We start from the raw sequence: 17,204 nt of genomic DNA, 5'->3' as shown, positions 1-17,204 counted from the left end.
CCCCCCTCCCTCCCCCTCCCCCCCCCCCCTCTCTTCCCCCCCCCCCCCCCCCCTCCTCCCCTTTCCCCCCCCCCCCCCCCCCCCCCCCCCCCCCCCCCCAAACCCCCCCCCCCCCCCCCCCCCCCCCCTCCCCCCCCCCCCCCCCCCCCCCCGGTACACCACCGTGGCCGGGGCAGGTCTGGCCGTGGCCGCCGCGGTGGTGCTGAACACGCTGCCGTCCGGCTCGACACCGGAGACCGAGACACCGATGGGCTCGCTGCACAGGCAGCCCACGGCGGCGAGCGGCACACTTTCGGGGCTCCCTCGTCACACCTGCGGCGCGAGAATCCCGGCGAGTACCGGCCGCGGAGCCGTGACCGCACGGATCTCGGACATACGCGCGGCCCCGGACGGAGCCCCGCAGGTCACCTACGCGGTGAACTCGACCGCCCCGGCGGTCCTGTCCGGCGGGCCACTGGTTCTCGTCCTGAAGGACGGCCGGGTCGTGGCCGGTCAGCGGCCGTCCGGACCGGCATCCGAGAGCACCGCGAACCAGGTGACCGTCACCCCCGGCCACCCGCACCGCGCCCGGCTCGCGCCCGTGCCGGGTCACCCCTGCGCGGGAACCACCTGGAACTCGGTGTGGAAGGACGGCTACGAAGTGGCCGTCGTCCTCGCCGCCCGGAATGCCGCGCCCTCCGGCACCCGGGTCCCCGATTCAGTGATCGTCGCCCGGGCTCCCCTGGCCGGATGAACGCTTCCCACCACGCTCGACACCGCACGGTCTCACGGAGGAACCCATGCGCCGCACCCTGCTGCCCGCCGTTCCCGTCCTGCTGCTCGCGCTCGCCGGATGCGGGGGGAACTCCGACGCGGTGAACGGTGCTCCGGCCCACCCCGATCCGACCACCACCACTTCCCCGCCGCTGAAGTTCCAGGACCGCTCCCTGCCCTGCGGTGGCACCGTCGCACCTCCGGTCCGCGTCAGCGGCCGCGACGAATCCCTGCAACTGACCGTCACTTCCCTGCGGCGCCGGGACTCCGCCCTGCGGACCACCTACAAGATCACCTCCCATGACCGGAGGGAGGCGCTCAGCCTGCCGATCTCCGAGGTCCCGCCCACAGCGCTCCTGCTCAAGCACGGTGTCATCGCCGGTCGCCAGAAGCCCGTCGCCCACACTGGTCCGGTCCGCCTGTCGGCCCTCCTGTACCCCGTCGGCCGGCGCCCCTACACCAAGACCCTGACGCTCGACAGCCTCTGCCCCGGCACCACCTGGTCCGACGTGGACAGGCACCCCGGCGACTACCAGCTGGTCGTCGTCATGTCGGTCCAGCCGGACGGACCGCCCTCCGACAAACAGCCGGCAGACGGTGTCCACAAGTTGCCCCTGCTCGAAGCCGCCCGCGGCATCTCCGCGAAGAGCCGGTGAACGCGGAGGAGGGGGCGCCCGGTGTCACCGGGCGCCCCCTCCTCCTATGACGCGGTCTACTCCCCGAGCAGGGCCCGCACCCGCTCCTGCCCCACCGCCAGCAGCAGCGTGGGCAGACGGGGGCCGGTGTCCCGGCCCACCAGCAGGTGGTACAGCAGCGCGAAGAACGACCGCTGGGCCGTCTTGATCTCCGCCGGCAGCTCCTTGGCCGTGGCGTCGGCCGAGAACCCGGCCTGCACCTTGGGCACGCCGTACACCAGGTGGGTCAGCCCGTCGAGCGACCAGTGCTCGGCGAGGCCGTCGAGCAGCAGCCGTACCGACTGCTGGGACGCCTCGTCGAGGGACTTCAGCAGCTCGGCGTCCGGCTCGGCCCGGACGATGGTGCGCTGGTCGGCGGGGACCTGCGTGTTGATCCACGCCTCGGCCCTGTCGTACCGCGGCCGCGCCTCGTCCAGCGAGGACAGCGGCTGCTCCGGGTCCAGTTCGGACAGGATCCGCAGCGCCTGGTCCTCGTGCCCGGCGGTGATGTCGGCGACGGAGGCCAGCGTGCGGTACGGCAGCGCACGCTGCGTCTTCACCAGCTCACCGGCGGCCGTACCCACGGCCCGCGTGTACGCGGCGACGTCGGCCGGCAGCGCGGACTCGTCCGCGACCTTGCCCGCCAGCTTGTCCCACTCGTCGTAGAGCCGCTGGATCTCCTGGTCGAAGGCGATCTTGAAGGACTGGTTGGGCCGACGGCGGGCGTACAGCCAGCGCAGGATCTGCGGCTCCATGATCTTCAGGGCGTCCGCGGGAGTGGGCACGCCACCCCGCGAGGACGACATCTTCGCCATGCCGGAGATGCCGACGAACGCGTACATCGGGCCGATGGGCTGCTTGCCGCCGAAGATCCCGACGATCTGGCCGCCCACCTGGAACGAGGACCCCGGGGACGAGTGGTCGACACCGCTCGGCTCGAAGACGACGCCCTCGAAGGCCCAGCGCATCGGCCAGTCGACCTTCCAGACCAGCTTGCCTCGGTTGAACTCGCTCAGCCGGACAGTCTCGGAGAACCCGCAGGACGTGCAGGTGTACGCCAGCTCGGTGGTGTCGTCGTCGTACGAGGTGACGGTCGTCAGGTCCTTCTCGCAGTTGCCGCAGTACGGCTTGTACGGGAAGTACCCGGCGGAGCCGGAGCTGCCGTCGTCCTCGGACGCCGCGCCCGAGCCCTCCTCGGCCTCCAGCTCGGCCTCGTCCGCGGCCTTCTGCTGCTGCTTCTTGCCGGCCTTCGGCTTGGTCCGGTACTGGGCGAGGATCGCGTCGATGTCGCCGCGGTGCTTCATGGCGTGCAGGATCTGCTCGCGGTAGACACCGGAGGTGTACTGCGCGGTCTGGCTGATCCCGTCGAACTCGACGCCCAGCTCGGCGAGCGACTCGACCATCGCGGCCTTGAAGTGCTCGGCCCAGTTCGGGTGGGCGGAGCCCTCCGGCGCCGGGACGGAGGTCAGCGGCTTGCCGATGTGCTCGGCCCACGACTCGTCGACCCCCGCGACGCCCGCCGGCACCTTCCGGTACCGGTCGTAGTCGTCCCAGGAGATCAGGTGGCGGACCTGGTGCCCGCGGCGGCGGACCTCGTCGGCGACCAGGTGCGGGGTCATGACCTCGCGCAGGTTGCCCAGGTGGATCGGACCGGAAGGAGAGAGACCGGACGCGACGACCACAGGTTTGCCCGGGGCCCGACGCTCCGACTCCTCGATGACCTCATCCGCGAAACGGGAGACCCAGTCGGTGGTCTCGGTGCTCTGAGCCACGATCGGCACGTCCTTCTTTCTGAACGGGGTGACGCTCCATTCTCACAGACGGACTTGCGTCGACGAAAACCGCTTTACCTCCCATGGGATACTGGCTGGGTCTATCCATCCCCACGAGGAGAACGGCACCCACTCCTATGGCCTCGGTCACGTCCCTCAGCGATTCCGTCCAGCAGCGCCTCGCGTCCGCCCTCTCGGCTTCCCTGCCGGAGGCCGCCGGCGCGGACCCGCTGCTGCGACGTAGCGACCGGGCCGACTTCCAGGCCAACGGGATCCTGGCGCTCGCCAAGAAGGCGAAGGCGAACCCGCGGGAGCTGGCCACGCAGGTCGTCTCCCAGGTCGTCGCCGGTGACGTGATCAAGGAGATCGAGGTCTCCGGCCCCGGCTTCCTGAACATCACGATCACGGACCGGGCGATCACCGAGAACCTGGCCGCGCGGTACGCGGACGAGACGGGCCGCCTCGGCGTGCCGCTCGCCGCGGAGCCGGGCACGACGGTGATCGACTACGCGCAGCCGAACGTGGCCAAGGAGATGCACGTCGGCCACCTGCGCTCGGCGGTCATCGGCGACTCGGTCGTCCAGCTCCTGGAGTTCACCGGCGAGAACGTGGTCCGGCGGCACCACATCGGCGACTGGGGCACCCAGTTCGGCATGCTCATCCAGTACCTGGACGAGCACCCGCACGAGCTGGACCACAAGAGCACCGAGGTGACCGGCGAGGAGGCGATGTCGAACCTCGACCGCCTCTACAAGGCCGCGCGGAAGAAGTTCGACGCCGACGAGGAGTTCAAGACCCGCGCCCGGCGCCGGGTGGTGGACCTCCAGGCGGGCGACCCGAAGACCCTGGCCATGTGGCAGAAGTTCGTGGACGAGTCGAAGATCTACTTCTTCTCCGTCTTCGAGAAGCTGGACATGGAGATCCAGGACCCCGACATCGTCGGCGAGTCCGGCTACAACGACATGCTGGCCGAGACCTGCCGCCTGCTCGAGGAGTCCGGCGTGGCGGTCCGCTCCGAGGGCGCCCTCTGCGTCTTCTTCGACGACATCAAGGGCCCGGACGGCAACCTGGTCCCGCTGATCGTCCAGAAGTCCGACGGCGGCTACGGCTACGCGGCCACCGACCTCTCGGCGATCCGTGACCGCGTCTTCAACCTCAAGGCGAACACCATCGTGTACGTGGTGGACGCCCGCCAGGCCCTGCACTTCCGGATGGTCTTCGAGACCGCCCGCCGGGCCGGCTGGCTGAACGACGACGTCACGGCGTTCCAGCTGGCCTTCGGCACGGTCCTCGGCAAGGACGGCAAGCCGTTCAAGACGCGTGAGGGCGAGACGGTCCGGCTGGTCGACCTCCTCGACGAGGCGGTCGACCGCGCCTCGGCCGTGGTCCGGGAGAAGGCCCAGGACCTGTCCGAGGAGGAGATCGCCGAGCGGGGCGCCCAGGTGGGCATCGGCGCGGTGAAGTACGCGGACCTGTCGACCTCGGCCAACCGGGACTACAAGTTCGACCTGGACCAGATGGTCTCGCTGAACGGCGACACGTCCGTCTACCTCCAGTACGCGTACGCCCGTATCCGGTCCATCCTCCGCAAGGCCGGCGAGGTCCGCCCGGCGGCCCACCAGGAGCTGGCCCTGGTCGACGCCGAACGCGCCCTCGGCCTGCACGCCGACTCCTTCGCGGAGACGGTGACCGAGGCCGCGAAGGAGTACGCCCCGCACAAGCTGACCGCGTACCTCTACCAGCTGGCGTCCCTGTACACGTCGTTCTACGACAAGTGCCCGGTCCTGAAGGCCGAGACGCCCGAGCAGGTGGAGAACCGCCTCTTCCTGTGCGACGTCACGGCCCGCACGCTGCACCAGGGCATGGCGCTGCTGGGGATCAGGACGCCGGAGAAGCTCTGACCGGTTCGTGACCAGGGCTGGGGGAGCTCCCGGAGCAACACTCCGGGAGCTCCCCCAGCGCCCTGATGCCACTACGCGATGTGGTCCTCCTCGAAGCGCTGGGCCGTCTCAGCGGAGATCAGCGCGGTGCGCCTCTCGATCTCGGCATTGATGTCCGCGCGCCGACGCACCAGGATCTCCAGTTCGCGCTTTCCTTCCTCGACCGTACGCCGGGCCTCGCGGATCGCCTCGGCCTTCAGCTCCTCGGCCTCCTCGATCAAGGACGCCTTCCTCTGCTCGACCTCCTTGAGCAGGCCCTCCGACTTCTTGACGGCGGCGATCCGGACCTTGCCCGCCTCGGAGTTGGCCTCCGACACCAGCTCCTCAGCCTTGGCCTGCGCCTTGGCCAGCTCCTCCTCGGCGTCCTTGGTCAAGGACGCCTTCCTCTGCTCGGCCTCCTTGAGCAGGCCCTCCGACTTCTTGACGGCGGCGATCCGGACCTTGCCCGCCTCGGAGTTGGCCTCCGACACCAGCTCCTTAGCCTTGGCCTGCGCCTTGGCCAGCTCCTCCTCGGCGTCCTTGATGAGCGCGTTGCAGCGGTCGCCGGTGGACTTCATCGTCTGGGCGGCCTCACGGCGGGCCCGCTCGTGCAGCTCCTCGATGTCGGTCGTGATGCGGTCGCGCAGTTCCTCCGCGCGCTCCCTGATGGCGCCGGCGTCACGGCGAGCCTCGGCGAGCAGTTCGTCCGCGTCTGCGCGGGCCTTCTCCACCGCGGAACCGCCCTCGGCGACCGCGTCGGAGCGCAGCCGCTCGGCGGTGATGCCGGGAGCCTTCTCGGAAGCCTCAGCGGTGATCTTCTCGCCCTCGGACTGCGCCATGCGCAGCGCCCCGGCAGCCTCGGCCTTGAGCCGGTCCGCGTGCTCGATGGCCTCCTGGGCCTGCGTGGACGCGGCGTCCAGTAGCCGCTCGGCTTCCCTGCGGGCGCGGAGCAGCAGCTGTTCGGCCTCCGCCCGCTGCGCGTTCTTGTTCCATTCCGTCCACTGGAGCAGCTCCCAGGCCCGCTTGAGAAACCGCCCGGAGACCACGTGGGTGTGTCCCAGCTGCGTGATGTCCAGGATGTTGCCGCTGGGGTCCGTCACCGCGTGGTCGGCGATGAGGTTGCTCAGGCTCTCGTAGACGGTCGCCGCGTCCGCCGGACGGTCGCCCGGGGCTTTGGCCAGGAGGCTGAGGATGAGGTCGTTCAGGGGAGCCGGAAGGTCCTCGACTCGGGATGCCGGTGGCTCCGGGGTGTCCTGCAGTTGTTTACGGAGTACCGCCCACTGACTGCTGCCGGTGAACGGCGGGCGGCCCGTCACGGCGTGGTACAGCAGGCATCCCAATGAGTACAGGTCGCTGCGGTGGTCGATCGTCTTGTCGCCGTCGGCCTGTTCCGGGGACATGTAGGACGGTGAGCCGACCGGTGTGCCCGTGACGGTGAGTTCGCGGGCTCCGATGGTCTCGCCCATGAACTTGGCGACGCCGAAGTCGAGGACCTTCACCGTCCCCTCCGGCGTCAGCAGCGCGTTGGCCGGCTTGATGTCCCGGTGGACCACGCCCTGGCGGTGCGCGGCGTGCAGCGCCTCCGCAATCTGCGCGGCCCACCACACGGCCAGCGGCCAGCCCGGCGTCGACGCCTTGAGCATCCCTTGCAGCGACTCGCCCTGCACCAGCTCCATGACGAGGAACAGGGTGGGACGCCCGTCGACCGACGCCTCACCCCAGTCGTGCACGGTCACGATGTTCTGATGGGCCAGCCGCCCGGCCAGCTGCACCTCACGCTGGAACCGGGCCTGCGTCTCCGCCTCGTCCATGCCGTGCTGAGGATGCACGACCTTCACCGCGACATCCCGCCGCATCCGCTCGTCCTCGGCGGCCCACACCCGGCCCATCCCGCCGGACCCCAACAGCCTGGTGATCCGGAACCGCCCGTCAAGCACCTCGTTCAGCACCGGTTCTCTCTCCCGACGGCGATCTGTCCCGGAACTCCCTTATGAGTATGGCGCCTTCAGTAGCCCGACGAGTCCCCCGAGCTTCCGTACGACCCACCCGCGGACCTCCGCAGCCGCCGCTCCTCCTCCTCGACGCGGCGGACGACGTCGCCGATGCCGGTGGTCTCCTCCAGTCCGCCAGCGCCGAGTTGGGCGGCCAGCGTGGTGAAGTAGTGGGAGGTGGTGAGGAGATACTCGTCCACGTCGATGCCCATGGAGGCGGCGGCTCTCGGAGGTATGCGGCTGACGTCGTCCAGGATGCGGTTGACCTGGCCCGTGATCTCGTCCCGCACGTCCGGTGTGAGCGCCACCGCCCGCCCGACCTGGGCGACGATCGAGTGGCAGGAACGCGCGAGCTGCATGAGGAGCCGGTCGTCGCGGTTGAGGGAGGACGTCCCGGACGCACCGGGGCTGAAGTTGCCCGACGCGATCCGCGCGTCCACGCGCTGCGGCTCGAAGCACCGCAGGTCGATGGCGCGGGTCGCGCCGAGCGCTGCCCGGAAGCAGGGGTGGACCTGGAACTCCGTCTCGTGCGGCTGGACCGGCAGACCGTCGTCCCCGGCGTACACCACACCGCTGCCGCGCCGCACCCCGAGGAAGCCGACGCCGTACAGCACGTCGACGACTCCGGAGAGCGTGAGCACGTTGGCGTACGCGGGGAAGTCGTGGTGGAGCGTGGGAGCAGCGGCCTCGAAGCGGTGGGCGAGGCCGGCGCGGGTGACGACGTACCCGGTGTTCTGGAAGAGCGGGAAGAGGTTGCGCAGGAAGGGATGCGCGACCAGGTACTCCGAGGCCAGGTCCTTGAGCTTCCACTCGGAGAACTGCCGGCCGGCCTGCTCCACGTCCGCCTCGGTGATCCGGTCCCGCTCCTGCTCCAGCCAGGCCTTCTCCACACAGGCGTTGAGGAACTGGATGGCGTCGCGGGGGCGAGGCAGGCACCGCCCGAAAAGGTACGCCGTGATCTCCTCCCCGCCCACCGTCTGCGGGAACAGCTCCTTCCACAGTTGCTCCCCGCTCAGCCCCGGCCCGGCGGAGGCCTGTGCCCGGGCCAGCGCGAGATCCCGCAGCGCCTGTTCCGTCCAGGCGATCCTCAGTTCGTCGCCGTGGAACTTGTCGCCCTCCCCGAAGGAAAGGGAGTCGTAGATATCCGCACGCAGGAACAGCAGGAACCGTACGGAACGCCCGTACAGGCTCGCCGCGTACTTCGCCGCAAGCAGCAGCCCGATCACCATGGAGTTGCTGTCCGGCTCGGCCGACCACACCTGTTCCAGCTGGTCGACCATGAGCAACAGGGGAGGGTGTACGACACCGTCGCACCCCAGGTCGGCGAAAGCCCGTGCGACCCCTTGCTCGACGACCTCCAACTGCCGTGCAGCCCGGGCCCCTTCGGACGGCGACTGGGCGAGATTCACACTCGCCTTGGCCCCGAACGCCTCCAGGGACAGAGAGCCCTGCAATCCGCGCGCGCCCTGCGCCAGCCGCTCCACCAGTCGGCCGCCGCCGTCCGGTCCCTCGCCGTTCTGCTTGAGGAACCGCCCGAGCGCTTTCACCGAGTCGGGTTTCCTGCCGTGCGCGTCCTTGGCGTGCGTCACCAGGTGCCGGGCCGCGTGTACGGCGAACACGTACCGCCAGATCAGCGCCTTGGCCGAGTCACCCGGCAGCCCCTGCAACTCGAACCGCCGGATCTCCTCGCCCGCGGCCTCGTCGGGAGTGACGAGCACCCTGCCGCCACCGTGCCCGCCGTCCGACATCAACCGCATGCAGATGGCGCTCTTCCCGGACCCCTTGCGTCCGATGATCAGCATCTTGCGTCCACTGAGCGCGGCCCGGTACGCGGGGTTCGGGAGAAACCCGCCGCGCAGCAACAGCCCTTCGGTCACATCCCGTTCGGCGTCCTCGCGTCCGAAGTGCACGCGCGCGAGTAACGGTTCGTTGTCCACCCGGTCCCCCCCCAAGGCGTCGTTCCTCAGGGACACCGTACCGAGCCAGGCCCGGTCGGCAGAGCGCGAACTCACACCACACGAGCTTTCAGTGCCGACAGGCACGGACAGGGACATGGCGGGATGCAGCTGGCATCACGTGTGTGCGTCGAGAAGTTCCCGGGTACGGCGGAGCAGGGCCTGGCGTACCGGCTCCGGGGTGAGGACGCGCAGTGGGGTTCCCAGGCCGAGGAGGTAGCGGGCCAGGCCGTCCGGGTCGGGGCCGCCGATGTCGACCAGGGTCGCGTTCGGGCCGTCGGGACGATGGGTGCCGATGGTCGCGGGGATGAGGCAGAGTGCCTGGTCCAGCGGGAGGGGTAGGCGGACGGTCGCGGACAGGGGGTAGGGGCCGTTCGCGATGTTGCGGGAGACCAGTCGTGCCGGGTCGGGCGGGTCGGTGAGGTCCGCCGGGTGGCCGGTGGGCTGGAGGCGGTCGACACGGTCGGCTCGGAACGTCCGCCACTGTCCTCGGGACACGTCCCGCGCCACGAAATACCAGCGTCGTCCGGTGTGGACGAGGCGGTACGGGTCGACGTCCCGGACCGTGGCTCTTCCCTCCGCGTCGGTGTACGACAGCCGGGCGCGCTCCCCCCGTCGGCAAGCGGCCGCCAGCTCCAGCAGCAGCCCCGGCCTGATCTGCGGCCCGTCGGCCCCGGGAAGGCGTACGAACGCGTCGTCCAGCTCCCCGAGACGCTCCGCGATCCGGCGTGGCAGTACCTGACGCAGCTTGAGCAGCGCCGACAGGGCCGCCTGGTCTCCGCCGAGCGCGTCGCTGAGGGCCGCTTCACGCAGTCCGACCGCCACCGCCAGCGCTTCCTCGTCGTCGAGGATCAGTGGCGGTACCCGGGAGCCGGCGCGCAGGCGGTAACCGCCCCAGGGCCCTGCCTCGGAGTCGACGGAGTAGCCCAGTTCCCGCAGCCTCGCCACGTCCCGCCGCACCGTGCGGTCGGTGACCTCCATCCGCTCGGCCAGCTCCGCGCACGTCCAGGACGGCCGGGACGACAGCAGGGACAGCAGCCGCAGCAGGCGGGCCGAGGAGCTGATCACGCACGGAACTCTTCCACACGCGCCCACAACCAGGACCGGAACTGTCCGGGTCACGGCCTAGCGTTCCCCTCATGAGCACGGACACCACCTCCGCACCCGCCTTCCGCTATGCCGCCGTCACCTTCGACTGCGCCGACCCCACCGAAATGGCCCGCTTCTACGGCGAGTTGCTCGGCTTCCCGGTTCTGTTCTCCACCGACGACTTCGTCCTGCTCGGCCAGGAGGGCGCGGCCGGCCTCGGCTTCAACCGCCTCGCCGACTACCGCCCGCCCACCTGGCCCGACCCCACCCAGGAGAAGCAGGCCCACATCGAACTGAGCGTCGACGACCTGGACATCGCCGAGAAGCGACTGCTCGACCTGGGCGCCACCAAGCCCGAGTTCCAGCCCGACCCGGAGCGCTGGCGGGTCCTGCTCGACCCCGCCGGCCATCCGTTCTGCATCACCACGCTCGTCTAGGGCAGCACGAACTCGCACCACACGAGTTTCCCGGGCAGCCGCTCCCCGACCCCCCACTTGTCCGCCAGCGCCGACACCAGCACCAGCCCGCGCCCGCCCTCGCCCTCGACGGCCCCGGCCTCCTCCCCCAGCCGGGGTACGCCGGGGCCGCTGTCATGCACCTCCGCCCGTACGACCACGCCGTCGTACCGCAGCCGCAACAGGAACCCCCGGCCCGGGGGCGCCCCGTGCAGCAACGCATTGGTGGCCAACTCGCTCACACAGAGCGACACGTCTGTGGCGCGGTCCCATTCGGCCAGCCCCCAGTACCTCAACGACCACTCGGTGAACCGCCTGGCCGCGGGCACGGATCGGCGGGCGCGGGCGTAGAACTGGTCGCGGTGATAGAGGAGTTCGGGTTGCGTATTCACGGGGCGACTGTCGCGCAGGGTAACTATGCTGGTTCAGTGGGTGAGGTCGTACAAGGTGTCCGTACGAATTCGCGTCGATGCTGTACGGGCAGACGTTGAGGGAGTTCGCCACATGGCGCCTGCGGGGAAGAAGAACCAGTCGGCGATGAAGATGCTGGGTCGCCAGCTTGCGGCGGCGCGGCGGTCGAAAGGCTTCAGCCAAGCGGGCCTGAGTGCCGCCCTGCACCTCAACGAGGAGACCATCGCCAGCATCGAGCAGGGCCGACGGTCCCTGATGCCGGACGTCGCCGAGATCCTCGATGACTTCCTGGGGACGAAGGGAACGTTGGCGGCGGGGGTGGCGAACCTGCCGGAGATCGATCAGTTTCCGCTGAACGCAGAACAGTTCGATGTACATGTGCGCCAGGCCATCGCCGTCTCCTGGTACGAGTGTGTCGTCCTGCCCGGCCTGCTCCAAACTCCGGAGTACGCTCAAGCACTGTTCCGGGACCGCGTTCCGGCGTACGACGAGGACGAGATCGAGGCCAGAACGGCGGACCGGATCGACCGTCAGGAGATCATGCACCGACAGCCTCCGCCGACGCTCAGCTTCGTCGTCTGGGAGCCGGTGCTCCACCTCGGCGTCGGCGGATCGGAGATCCGCCAGGCACAACTCCGGCACCTGCGCAAGCTCAGCGAACTCCGCCACGTCACCTTTCAGGTCCTGCCCCTTGACGCGCCCTCACACGCTGGTCTCGCGGGGCCCTTCATGATGCTGGAGACGCCTGACCACCAGCACCTCGTCTACGCCGAATGCCAGGTCGGCAGCCACTGGATCGCCGACCCTGACCAGGCGGCTCATAGGGCGCAGAAATATGGCATGCTCCGATCGCAGGCCCTTTCTCCGCAGGAATCCCTGGGCTTGATCGACCGTCGGCTAGGAGAGCAATGAGCAGCCCAGCACTCCAATGGTTCAAGTCGAGCTACAGCAGCAACGAAGGCCCGGCCTGCCTCGAAGTCGCCCTCTCCCCCCTCACCATCCACATCCGCGACTCGAAGCGGCCCCCCTCCGACACCCCCACCCTGCACCTCACCCCCACCACCTGGGCAGCCTTCACCTCCTCCCTCAAGTAAGCATTGTCAGTGCCGCCCCCTACAGTCGGCGGCATGGCGACTCTTCCCAACCCGCTGCCCAAGTTGACGACGGACCCGAGTGGTCGGTCCCTCGGGCTCCAGCTGCCGCCCGGCAGGCTGATCGACGCGACGGACGAAGGCCCCTGGCACGAGCCGCTGTTGTGGCATGCGGAGAAGGCGGCCGCGCCCGGCACCTGGAAGGCGTTGGGCGCACCGTCCGCGCGTGCTGGGCTACTTCCTGTTCTGGTGGATGTGCAGGACGACCAGGGCGGGCCGGTGAACTGGGGGTTGACGCCGGACGAGGTGTCGTACCCGGGCGATCACGACGCCGAGGACGTCCTCGCGGAGTACTGGGAGGACTGCGCCGAGGAGGAACTGACCGAGGAGGCCGAGCCGTTCGGGATCGAGTGGCCAGGTCTTGCGCCGGCCCTCTCCCCCACCGCCGACCCGGACACCCGGGCCGCCCAGGTCGCGGACTCGTTGACGGACGGCACGCGGGCATGGCTGAGGGAGCCTCACCTTGCCCTGGTTCCGGCGCGGCGGTCCGCGGACATCCCGGCGGCGATCGGCTGGTCGGGGCCGCTGAACTACGAGGACGACGTGGCCCGGCTGTGCAGCGTCCTGCGCTCCTGGGAGGACCGCTTCGGGATACGGGTGGTGGCGCTGACCTTCGACACGCTGACCGTGTCCGTCGCCGCGCCGCCGACCACCCCGGCCGAGGCCGAGGCGGTGGCGGCGGAGCACTTCGCGTTCTGCCCGGACAACATCACGCAGAACGGCCCGGACACCCTGCGCGCGTACGCCAAGGGGCTGATCGGCGAGCCCGTCTGGTCCTTCTGGTGGGACTGACCGGCGGCCGCACTCAGCCCCGCAGCCCTCTGCCCAGCCGCCGCAGGCCCTCCGCGATCTCCTCCGGTGGCTGTGTGACGAAGCACAGGCGCAGGGTGGAGGGGTCGGGGGCGGTGGCGTAGAAGGGGGCGCCGGGGACGTAGGCCACGTCCTGCTTCACCACGCCCGGGAGCAGGGCCGTGGTGTCGTACGACTCCGGGAGGCGGGCCCACAAAAACATGCCGCCCTCGGGCCGACTCCAGGTGGAGCCCTCGGGGAGGGCGTCGGGGAGGCCGGCCAGCATGGCGTCCCGACGTTCGCCGTAGACGGCGCGGACGCGGGCCACGTGGGCGTCCAGGACGTGCAGATAGCGGGCCGCGGCCAGCTGGTTGAGGGTCGCCGTGTGCACGTCCGCCGCCTGCTTGGCCACCGTGCACGCGCGCCGGAGTTCCGTGGGGGCGCGGAGCCAGCCGAGGCGGAGGCCGGGGGCCATGACCTTGGAGAAGGAGCCGAGCAGGACGACACGGTCCTCGGCGCCGGGGCAGGCGGCGATCCAGGGCGGGCGGGTGCCGTCGTAGCGGAGTTCGCCGTAGGGATCGTCCTCGATGATCCACAGCCCCTCGCGGGCGGCCACGGCGGCGACGGCCTCACGGCGCGGGGTCGGCATCGTACGGCCGGTGGGGTTCTGGAAGGTGGGGACGAGGTAGAGCAGCTTCGGGCGCTCGCGCCGCACCGCCTCCTCCAGCGCCTCCGGGTCGACCCCGTCCTCGTCCCCGGGCACGGCCACCACGCGCGCCCCCGCCAGTCCGAAGACCTGAAGTGCCGCCAGATAGCAGGGGCTTTCGACCAGCACCGTGTCGCCGGGTTCGATCAGCGCCGTCGCCAGCAGGGACAGGGCCTGCTGGGAGCCGGTGGTGATGAGCAGGTCGTCGGGGGCGGTGGGCAGGCCGAACGCGGTGATGCGCTCCGCCAGGCCGGACCGTAGGACCGGCTCGCCCTCCGTGGTGGCGTACTGGAGTGCCTGCGCGGGCGTGTTGGCCAGCACCTCCCGGAACGCCGCCGCTATGCCGTCACGGTCGAACACTTCGGGAGCCGGGAGGCCGCCCGCGAAGTTGATCACCTCGGGGCGTGCGGTGACGGCCAGGATGTCCCGGATGGGCGAACCGGCCACGCTGCGGGCTCGGGCCGCAAGCGGCGGAACGGGGGCGCGGGGCGGTGCGGGTTCGGCGACGGACATGGTCGGCTCTCCTTCGGCTCCGGGAACTGCCTCTCCGCGCGCAGCCTAGGGACTGCATGCCCCCTACACCCGTAATTCCGCGATCCGGACACCCCGGAGAACCGCCGAGGTTCTCCGCCTCACTCCGGGATCGTGGTGCCCTCCTTGACCCATCCCGAGCCGCCCAGCGGGAACTCGTAGGCGGGACGGCCGTTGTTGCCGCTCGTTCGGAACAGCCGGCCGTGGTTGTCGACCTGCAGCACGCCGTGGCGGGAGCCGCTGGACCAGGCCAGCGACAGGGACCAGCTCACGTCGTACGCCGAGGCCTCGGCCGTCACGTGGAACACCTCGGGGTCCGACTCGCTGACCTTGAACGGGAAGTCCTGCTGCCCTGCCTTGGGCTGGACGGCGGGACGCACGGAGTCGAGCGCGACGGTGAAGGAGCGGGTCGGGACCTTCCCGCCGCAGCCGACGCCCGGGTAGGCCATGGCGTAGTCGTTCCAGGCGAGCGGTGTGCGCTTGGTGATCGTATGGACCGTCAGGCTCTCCACGACCACGGTCTGCTTGCCGGTGCCCTGCACGGTGAGCGTTACCTCCTGCTTCCCCGAGGAGACGGCGCCGTGCGCGGCCACCCAGGCGGTCGCGGCCTCCTCGGTCGGCGGCGGGGCGACCTGCGCCGGAGGGCGGTTGATCAAGTAGCGCCCGTCGCAGGGACTGTCCCAGGTGTACGCGCTGGTCGCCACCGTCAGCGGAGCGGCGTCGGAGGCGCCGCCGCCGGACTCGGCCCTGCCCTTGTCGTCCGACTTCGGTTCGTCCACGGCCGGCTCCGAGGGCGAACCCGAAGGTGACGCGGAGACGGAGGCGGAGACGGACGGCGAGGTGCGGGTGTGCGGTGCCTTCGAGGTGTGTCCGCCCGCCGTCGCGTGACCCGGCGTCGAGGCCGCCGCGAGGGGACGGCCGTCCCCGGCATCCGAACCGCCGGGGGTCAGGTTCACGGCCAGCGCGACGGCACCGATCACAGCGGCGACGGCGATCCCGGCGACGACGACGGTGCGGGTACGACGACGAACGATGGGCGCGGGCGCACCCGGTGCCTCGACAACCGGCTCGGCCGACCGCTCCGGCCCGGTCGGCGGCTCCGGCTCGGCCGACCACTCCGCCACAGCCGACGCTTCCGGCTCGGCCGACCACTCCGCCACAGCCGACGGCTCCGGCTCAGCCGACCCTTCCGGCTCGGCCGGCGACTCCGGCTCGGGCTCAGGCGTGTTCTCCGCCGGCACGGGCGCGGGTGCGGTCTCCGCCGGCCCCGGGCCGGCCGTCTCCGCCTTGCCCCGGCCCCGCATCGCGTCCGCCACCAGCCACCGCCGGTGCAGCTCGACCAGTTCGTCCGGCGAGGCCTTGCAGAGGCGGGCCAGGCGTTCCACCGGGGCGTAGTCGGTCGGTACGGCGTCCCCGTTGCAGTACCGGTGCAGCGTCGACGTACTCATGTGGAGCCGTTTGGCCAGGACGCCGTAGCTGAGCCCCGACCGGTCCTTCAACTCCCTTAACAGCTCGGCGAAAGCGGCGCCAGCAGTGCTGTCCGGCACTGTTCCTCCATCTCCCCGTGTCCCGTCCCCGCGTTCCAGGGGAGGGACGTCTCCCCAGCTCAGAGCCTATGCGGGCATTCCAGCGTCCCTGATCGTCCGCCAGGTGTGGCAGGCGGGACGGACCGCCCCACAAGCTGTGGCCATCCAAGCACGCCACCACTCGGCCAAGAGAAGAGACCAGCCATGCGCACCCGCCGTACCCACCTGTTCGCGGTCACCGGAGTCGCCCTCACCGCACTCGCCCTCACGGCGTGCGGCAGCGGCACGGGGACGAGGGACGAAGGTGCCTCGAAGACCTCCTTCACGGAGGCCCCGGCCACGGGCGGCAAGGGCACCGCGGTCCCGGCCTCCGGCAAATCGACGGACTCGGGCTCCGCTTCGGGCTCGTCGGGCTCCGCCAAGGGCTCCTCCGGCTCCGCCAAGGGCTCCTCGACGTCGTCGGGCTCGGGATCCTCCGGTTCCCCGGGCTCGTCGTCCTCCGGCTCGGGCCGCTCCTCGGATCCGTGGGACCCGAAGAACCGCGTCCTGTGCAACGGGTCCGACACCAAGGTCACCGCGCAGCCGGTGTCCCGACCGCTCAACCACATGATCATCACGGTCAGGAACACCGGCTCGAAGTACTGCGACCTGACCTACTTCCCCATCCTGCGCTTCGACGAGATGCAGTGGGTGCCGCAGGCCGACGAGGAGACCCATCCGCAGGCCGTGACGACCCTCGCGCCCGGCGAGTCCGGGTACGCGGCCGTCCTGCTCTCCGCCGCGGACGGAAGCGGCGAGGGCGGCACGACGGGCCACAAGCTGGTGGTCGGCTTCCAGGGGAAGACCCCCAACAGCAGCGGCGGCGCCTCCGCGACCCCGGCGCTGCCCGCGAAGGGCGTGTACTACGACAGCTCGCTGAAGGTCACGTACTGGCAGCACGACCTGGACGACATCGCCGGCTGGTGAACCGTCGAGGCCGCCCGGGCGACTGCCCGGGCGGCCTCGGTGTGCGGTCGCCGGACGGCGACGCGCGGGGCGTTACGCGAACGCCGGGGCTTCCTTCGGGTTCGGGCCGTACTTGTTCGCGCCCGCCTGGCTGTCCGAGCAGTAGAAGACCAGCAGGACGATGGAGCCGATCAGCGGCACGATCCCGAAGAGGATCCACCAGCCGGAGCGGCCCGTGTCGTGCAGTCGGCGCACCGTGACGCCCAGGGCCGGCAGCAGGAAGACCACGGCGAGGCCGACGATGTAGGGCGCGTGGGCCGCGGCGGCGGCGACGGCCAGCGCGACGTAGATGATCCACGCGAACAGCATGAACAGCCAGTACTCCTTGCGGCGCGCGCGACCGCTGAACACTGCGTACTTCTTCAGAGCCTCGACGAACCAGCTCATGGCAACCCCCCAGGGATCGACGTTCGGACCCTCCGGAACGGATCAGGCCAGGCGCAGAGATTAGGGGTTTGACGAGGGCGCGTCATTCGC

15 protein-coding genes and 2 pseudogenes are annotated in these 17,204 nt (G+C 70.5%); 8 read left to right on the top strand and 9 right to left on the bottom strand.

Translation table 11 applies throughout. The features are described from left to right. Positions 1–163 precede the first annotated feature (163 nt). On the top strand, positions 164–733 hold the full coding sequence (locus AC07DS_RS44970; protein ID WP_479154514.1) for a hypothetical protein: 570 nt from the start codon (positions 164–166) through the stop codon (positions 731–733). A 46-nt stretch (positions 734–779) separates the two neighbouring features. Next, the gene (locus AC07DS_RS44965; protein WP_479154513.1) at positions 780–1,409 is read left to right on the top strand and encodes a hypothetical protein; all 630 of its coding nucleotides are present in this window, start codon (positions 780–782) and stop codon (positions 1,407–1,409) included. 56 nt (positions 1,410–1,465) lie between these two features. On the opposite strand, the gene lysS is transcribed toward AC07DS_RS44965, so the two are convergent. Next, positions 1,466–3,208: a lysine--tRNA ligase gene (gene lysS / locus AC07DS_RS44960; RefSeq protein WP_479154512.1), complete on the bottom strand. Its 1,743-nt coding sequence runs from the start codon at positions 3,206–3,208 to the stop codon at positions 1,466–1,468. A 128-nt stretch (positions 3,209–3,336) separates the two neighbouring features. Between lysS and argS the strand changes: the two genes are divergently transcribed. Next, a complete protein-coding gene (argS, locus tag AC07DS_RS44955) occupies positions 3,337–5,100 on the top strand; it encodes an arginine--tRNA ligase (protein ID WP_479154511.1) in 1,764 nt (587 codons plus the stop codon). A gap of 110 nt (positions 5,101–5,210) precedes the next feature. On the opposite strand, the pseudogene AC07DS_RS44950 reads toward argS, so the two are convergent. From AC07DS_RS44950 to AC07DS_RS44935, 4 genes and pseudogenes are all read right to left on the bottom strand, one after another. Continuing rightward, positions 5,211–6,089 (bottom strand): annotated as a pseudogene (locus tag AC07DS_RS44950) (hypothetical protein); the annotation flags it as partial. Positions 6,090–6,281: 192 nt separating this feature from the next. Beyond that, positions 6,282–7,055, bottom strand: a pseudogene (locus AC07DS_RS44945) (serine/threonine-protein kinase); the annotation flags it as partial. Between the two features lie 68 nt (positions 7,056–7,123). Continuing rightward, positions 7,124–9,046, bottom strand: coding sequence for a P-loop ATPase, Sll1717 family (locus AC07DS_RS44940; RefSeq protein WP_479154510.1), 1,923 nt, complete (start codon positions 9,044–9,046; stop codon positions 7,124–7,126). Between the two features lie 135 nt (positions 9,047–9,181). Beyond that, a complete protein-coding gene (locus AC07DS_RS44935; protein ID WP_479154509.1) occupies positions 9,182–10,132 on the bottom strand; it encodes a helix-turn-helix transcriptional regulator in 951 nt (316 codons plus the stop codon). 71 nt (positions 10,133–10,203) lie between these two features. On the opposite strand from AC07DS_RS44935, the gene AC07DS_RS44930 reads away from it, so the two are divergent. Continuing rightward, positions 10,204–10,590, top strand: a complete 387-nt coding sequence (locus AC07DS_RS44930; RefSeq protein WP_479154508.1) for a VOC family protein — start codon at positions 10,204–10,206, stop codon at positions 10,588–10,590. On the opposite strand, the gene AC07DS_RS44925 is transcribed toward AC07DS_RS44930, so the two are convergent. Further along, positions 10,587–11,000 (bottom strand): ATP-binding protein, encoded by a 414-nt coding sequence (locus tag AC07DS_RS44925; RefSeq protein ID WP_479154507.1) that lies wholly within the window; start codon positions 10,998–11,000, stop codon positions 10,587–10,589. The two genes, AC07DS_RS44930 and AC07DS_RS44925, sit on opposite strands and share 4 nt — an antisense overlap. Before the next feature lie 112 nt (positions 11,001–11,112). Here AC07DS_RS44925 and AC07DS_RS44920 point away from each other — a divergent pair, with 112 nt between their 5' ends. The 3 genes from AC07DS_RS44920 to AC07DS_RS44910 are packed head-to-tail and all read left to right on the top strand — an operon-like array spanning position 11,113 to position 12,962. Continuing rightward, complete coding sequence (locus AC07DS_RS44920) at positions 11,113–11,931, top strand: helix-turn-helix domain-containing protein (RefSeq protein WP_479154506.1); 819 nt, start codon at positions 11,113–11,115, stop codon at positions 11,929–11,931. Next, complete coding sequence (locus tag AC07DS_RS44915; protein ID WP_479154505.1) at positions 11,928–12,113, top strand: DUF397 domain-containing protein; 186 nt, start codon at positions 11,928–11,930, stop codon at positions 12,111–12,113. Before AC07DS_RS44920 ends, AC07DS_RS44915 begins: the two co-directional genes overlap by 4 nt. A gap of 33 nt (positions 12,114–12,146) precedes the next feature. Continuing rightward, positions 12,147–12,962, top strand: coding sequence for a DUF4253 domain-containing protein (locus AC07DS_RS44910; RefSeq protein ID WP_479154504.1), 816 nt, complete (start codon positions 12,147–12,149; stop codon positions 12,960–12,962). Positions 12,963–12,975: 13 nt separating this feature from the next. Here AC07DS_RS44910 and AC07DS_RS44905 read toward each other — a convergent pair whose 3' ends face one another. Both AC07DS_RS44905 and AC07DS_RS44900 read right to left on the bottom strand, forming a co-directional pair. After that, positions 12,976–14,178: an aminotransferase-like domain-containing protein gene (locus AC07DS_RS44905; RefSeq protein WP_479154503.1), complete on the bottom strand. Its 1,203-nt coding sequence runs from the start codon at positions 14,176–14,178 to the stop codon at positions 12,976–12,978. Between the two features lie 119 nt (positions 14,179–14,297). After that, on the bottom strand, positions 14,298–15,743 hold the full coding sequence (locus AC07DS_RS44900) for a helix-turn-helix domain-containing protein (RefSeq protein WP_479154502.1): 1,446 nt from the start codon (positions 15,741–15,743) through the stop codon (positions 14,298–14,300). Positions 15,744–15,926: 183 nt separating this feature from the next. On the opposite strand from AC07DS_RS44900, the gene AC07DS_RS44895 reads away from it, so the two are divergent. Continuing rightward, the gene (locus AC07DS_RS44895; protein WP_479154501.1) at positions 15,927–16,688 is read left to right on the top strand and encodes a DUF4232 domain-containing protein; all 762 of its coding nucleotides are present in this window, start codon (positions 15,927–15,929) and stop codon (positions 16,686–16,688) included. A 72-nt stretch (positions 16,689–16,760) separates the two neighbouring features. On the opposite strand, the gene AC07DS_RS44890 is transcribed toward AC07DS_RS44895, so the two are convergent. After that, on the bottom strand, positions 16,761–17,114 hold the full coding sequence (locus tag AC07DS_RS44890; protein ID WP_479154500.1) for a DUF805 domain-containing protein: 354 nt from the start codon (positions 17,112–17,114) through the stop codon (positions 16,761–16,763). Positions 17,115–17,204: the final 90 nt, after the last annotated feature.

The organism is Streptomyces sp. NPDC044064 (assembly GCF_056434245.1).
The sequence above is the reverse complement of the archived record's forward strand: the minus strand, read 5'-3'. Positions and strand labels throughout refer to the sequence as shown.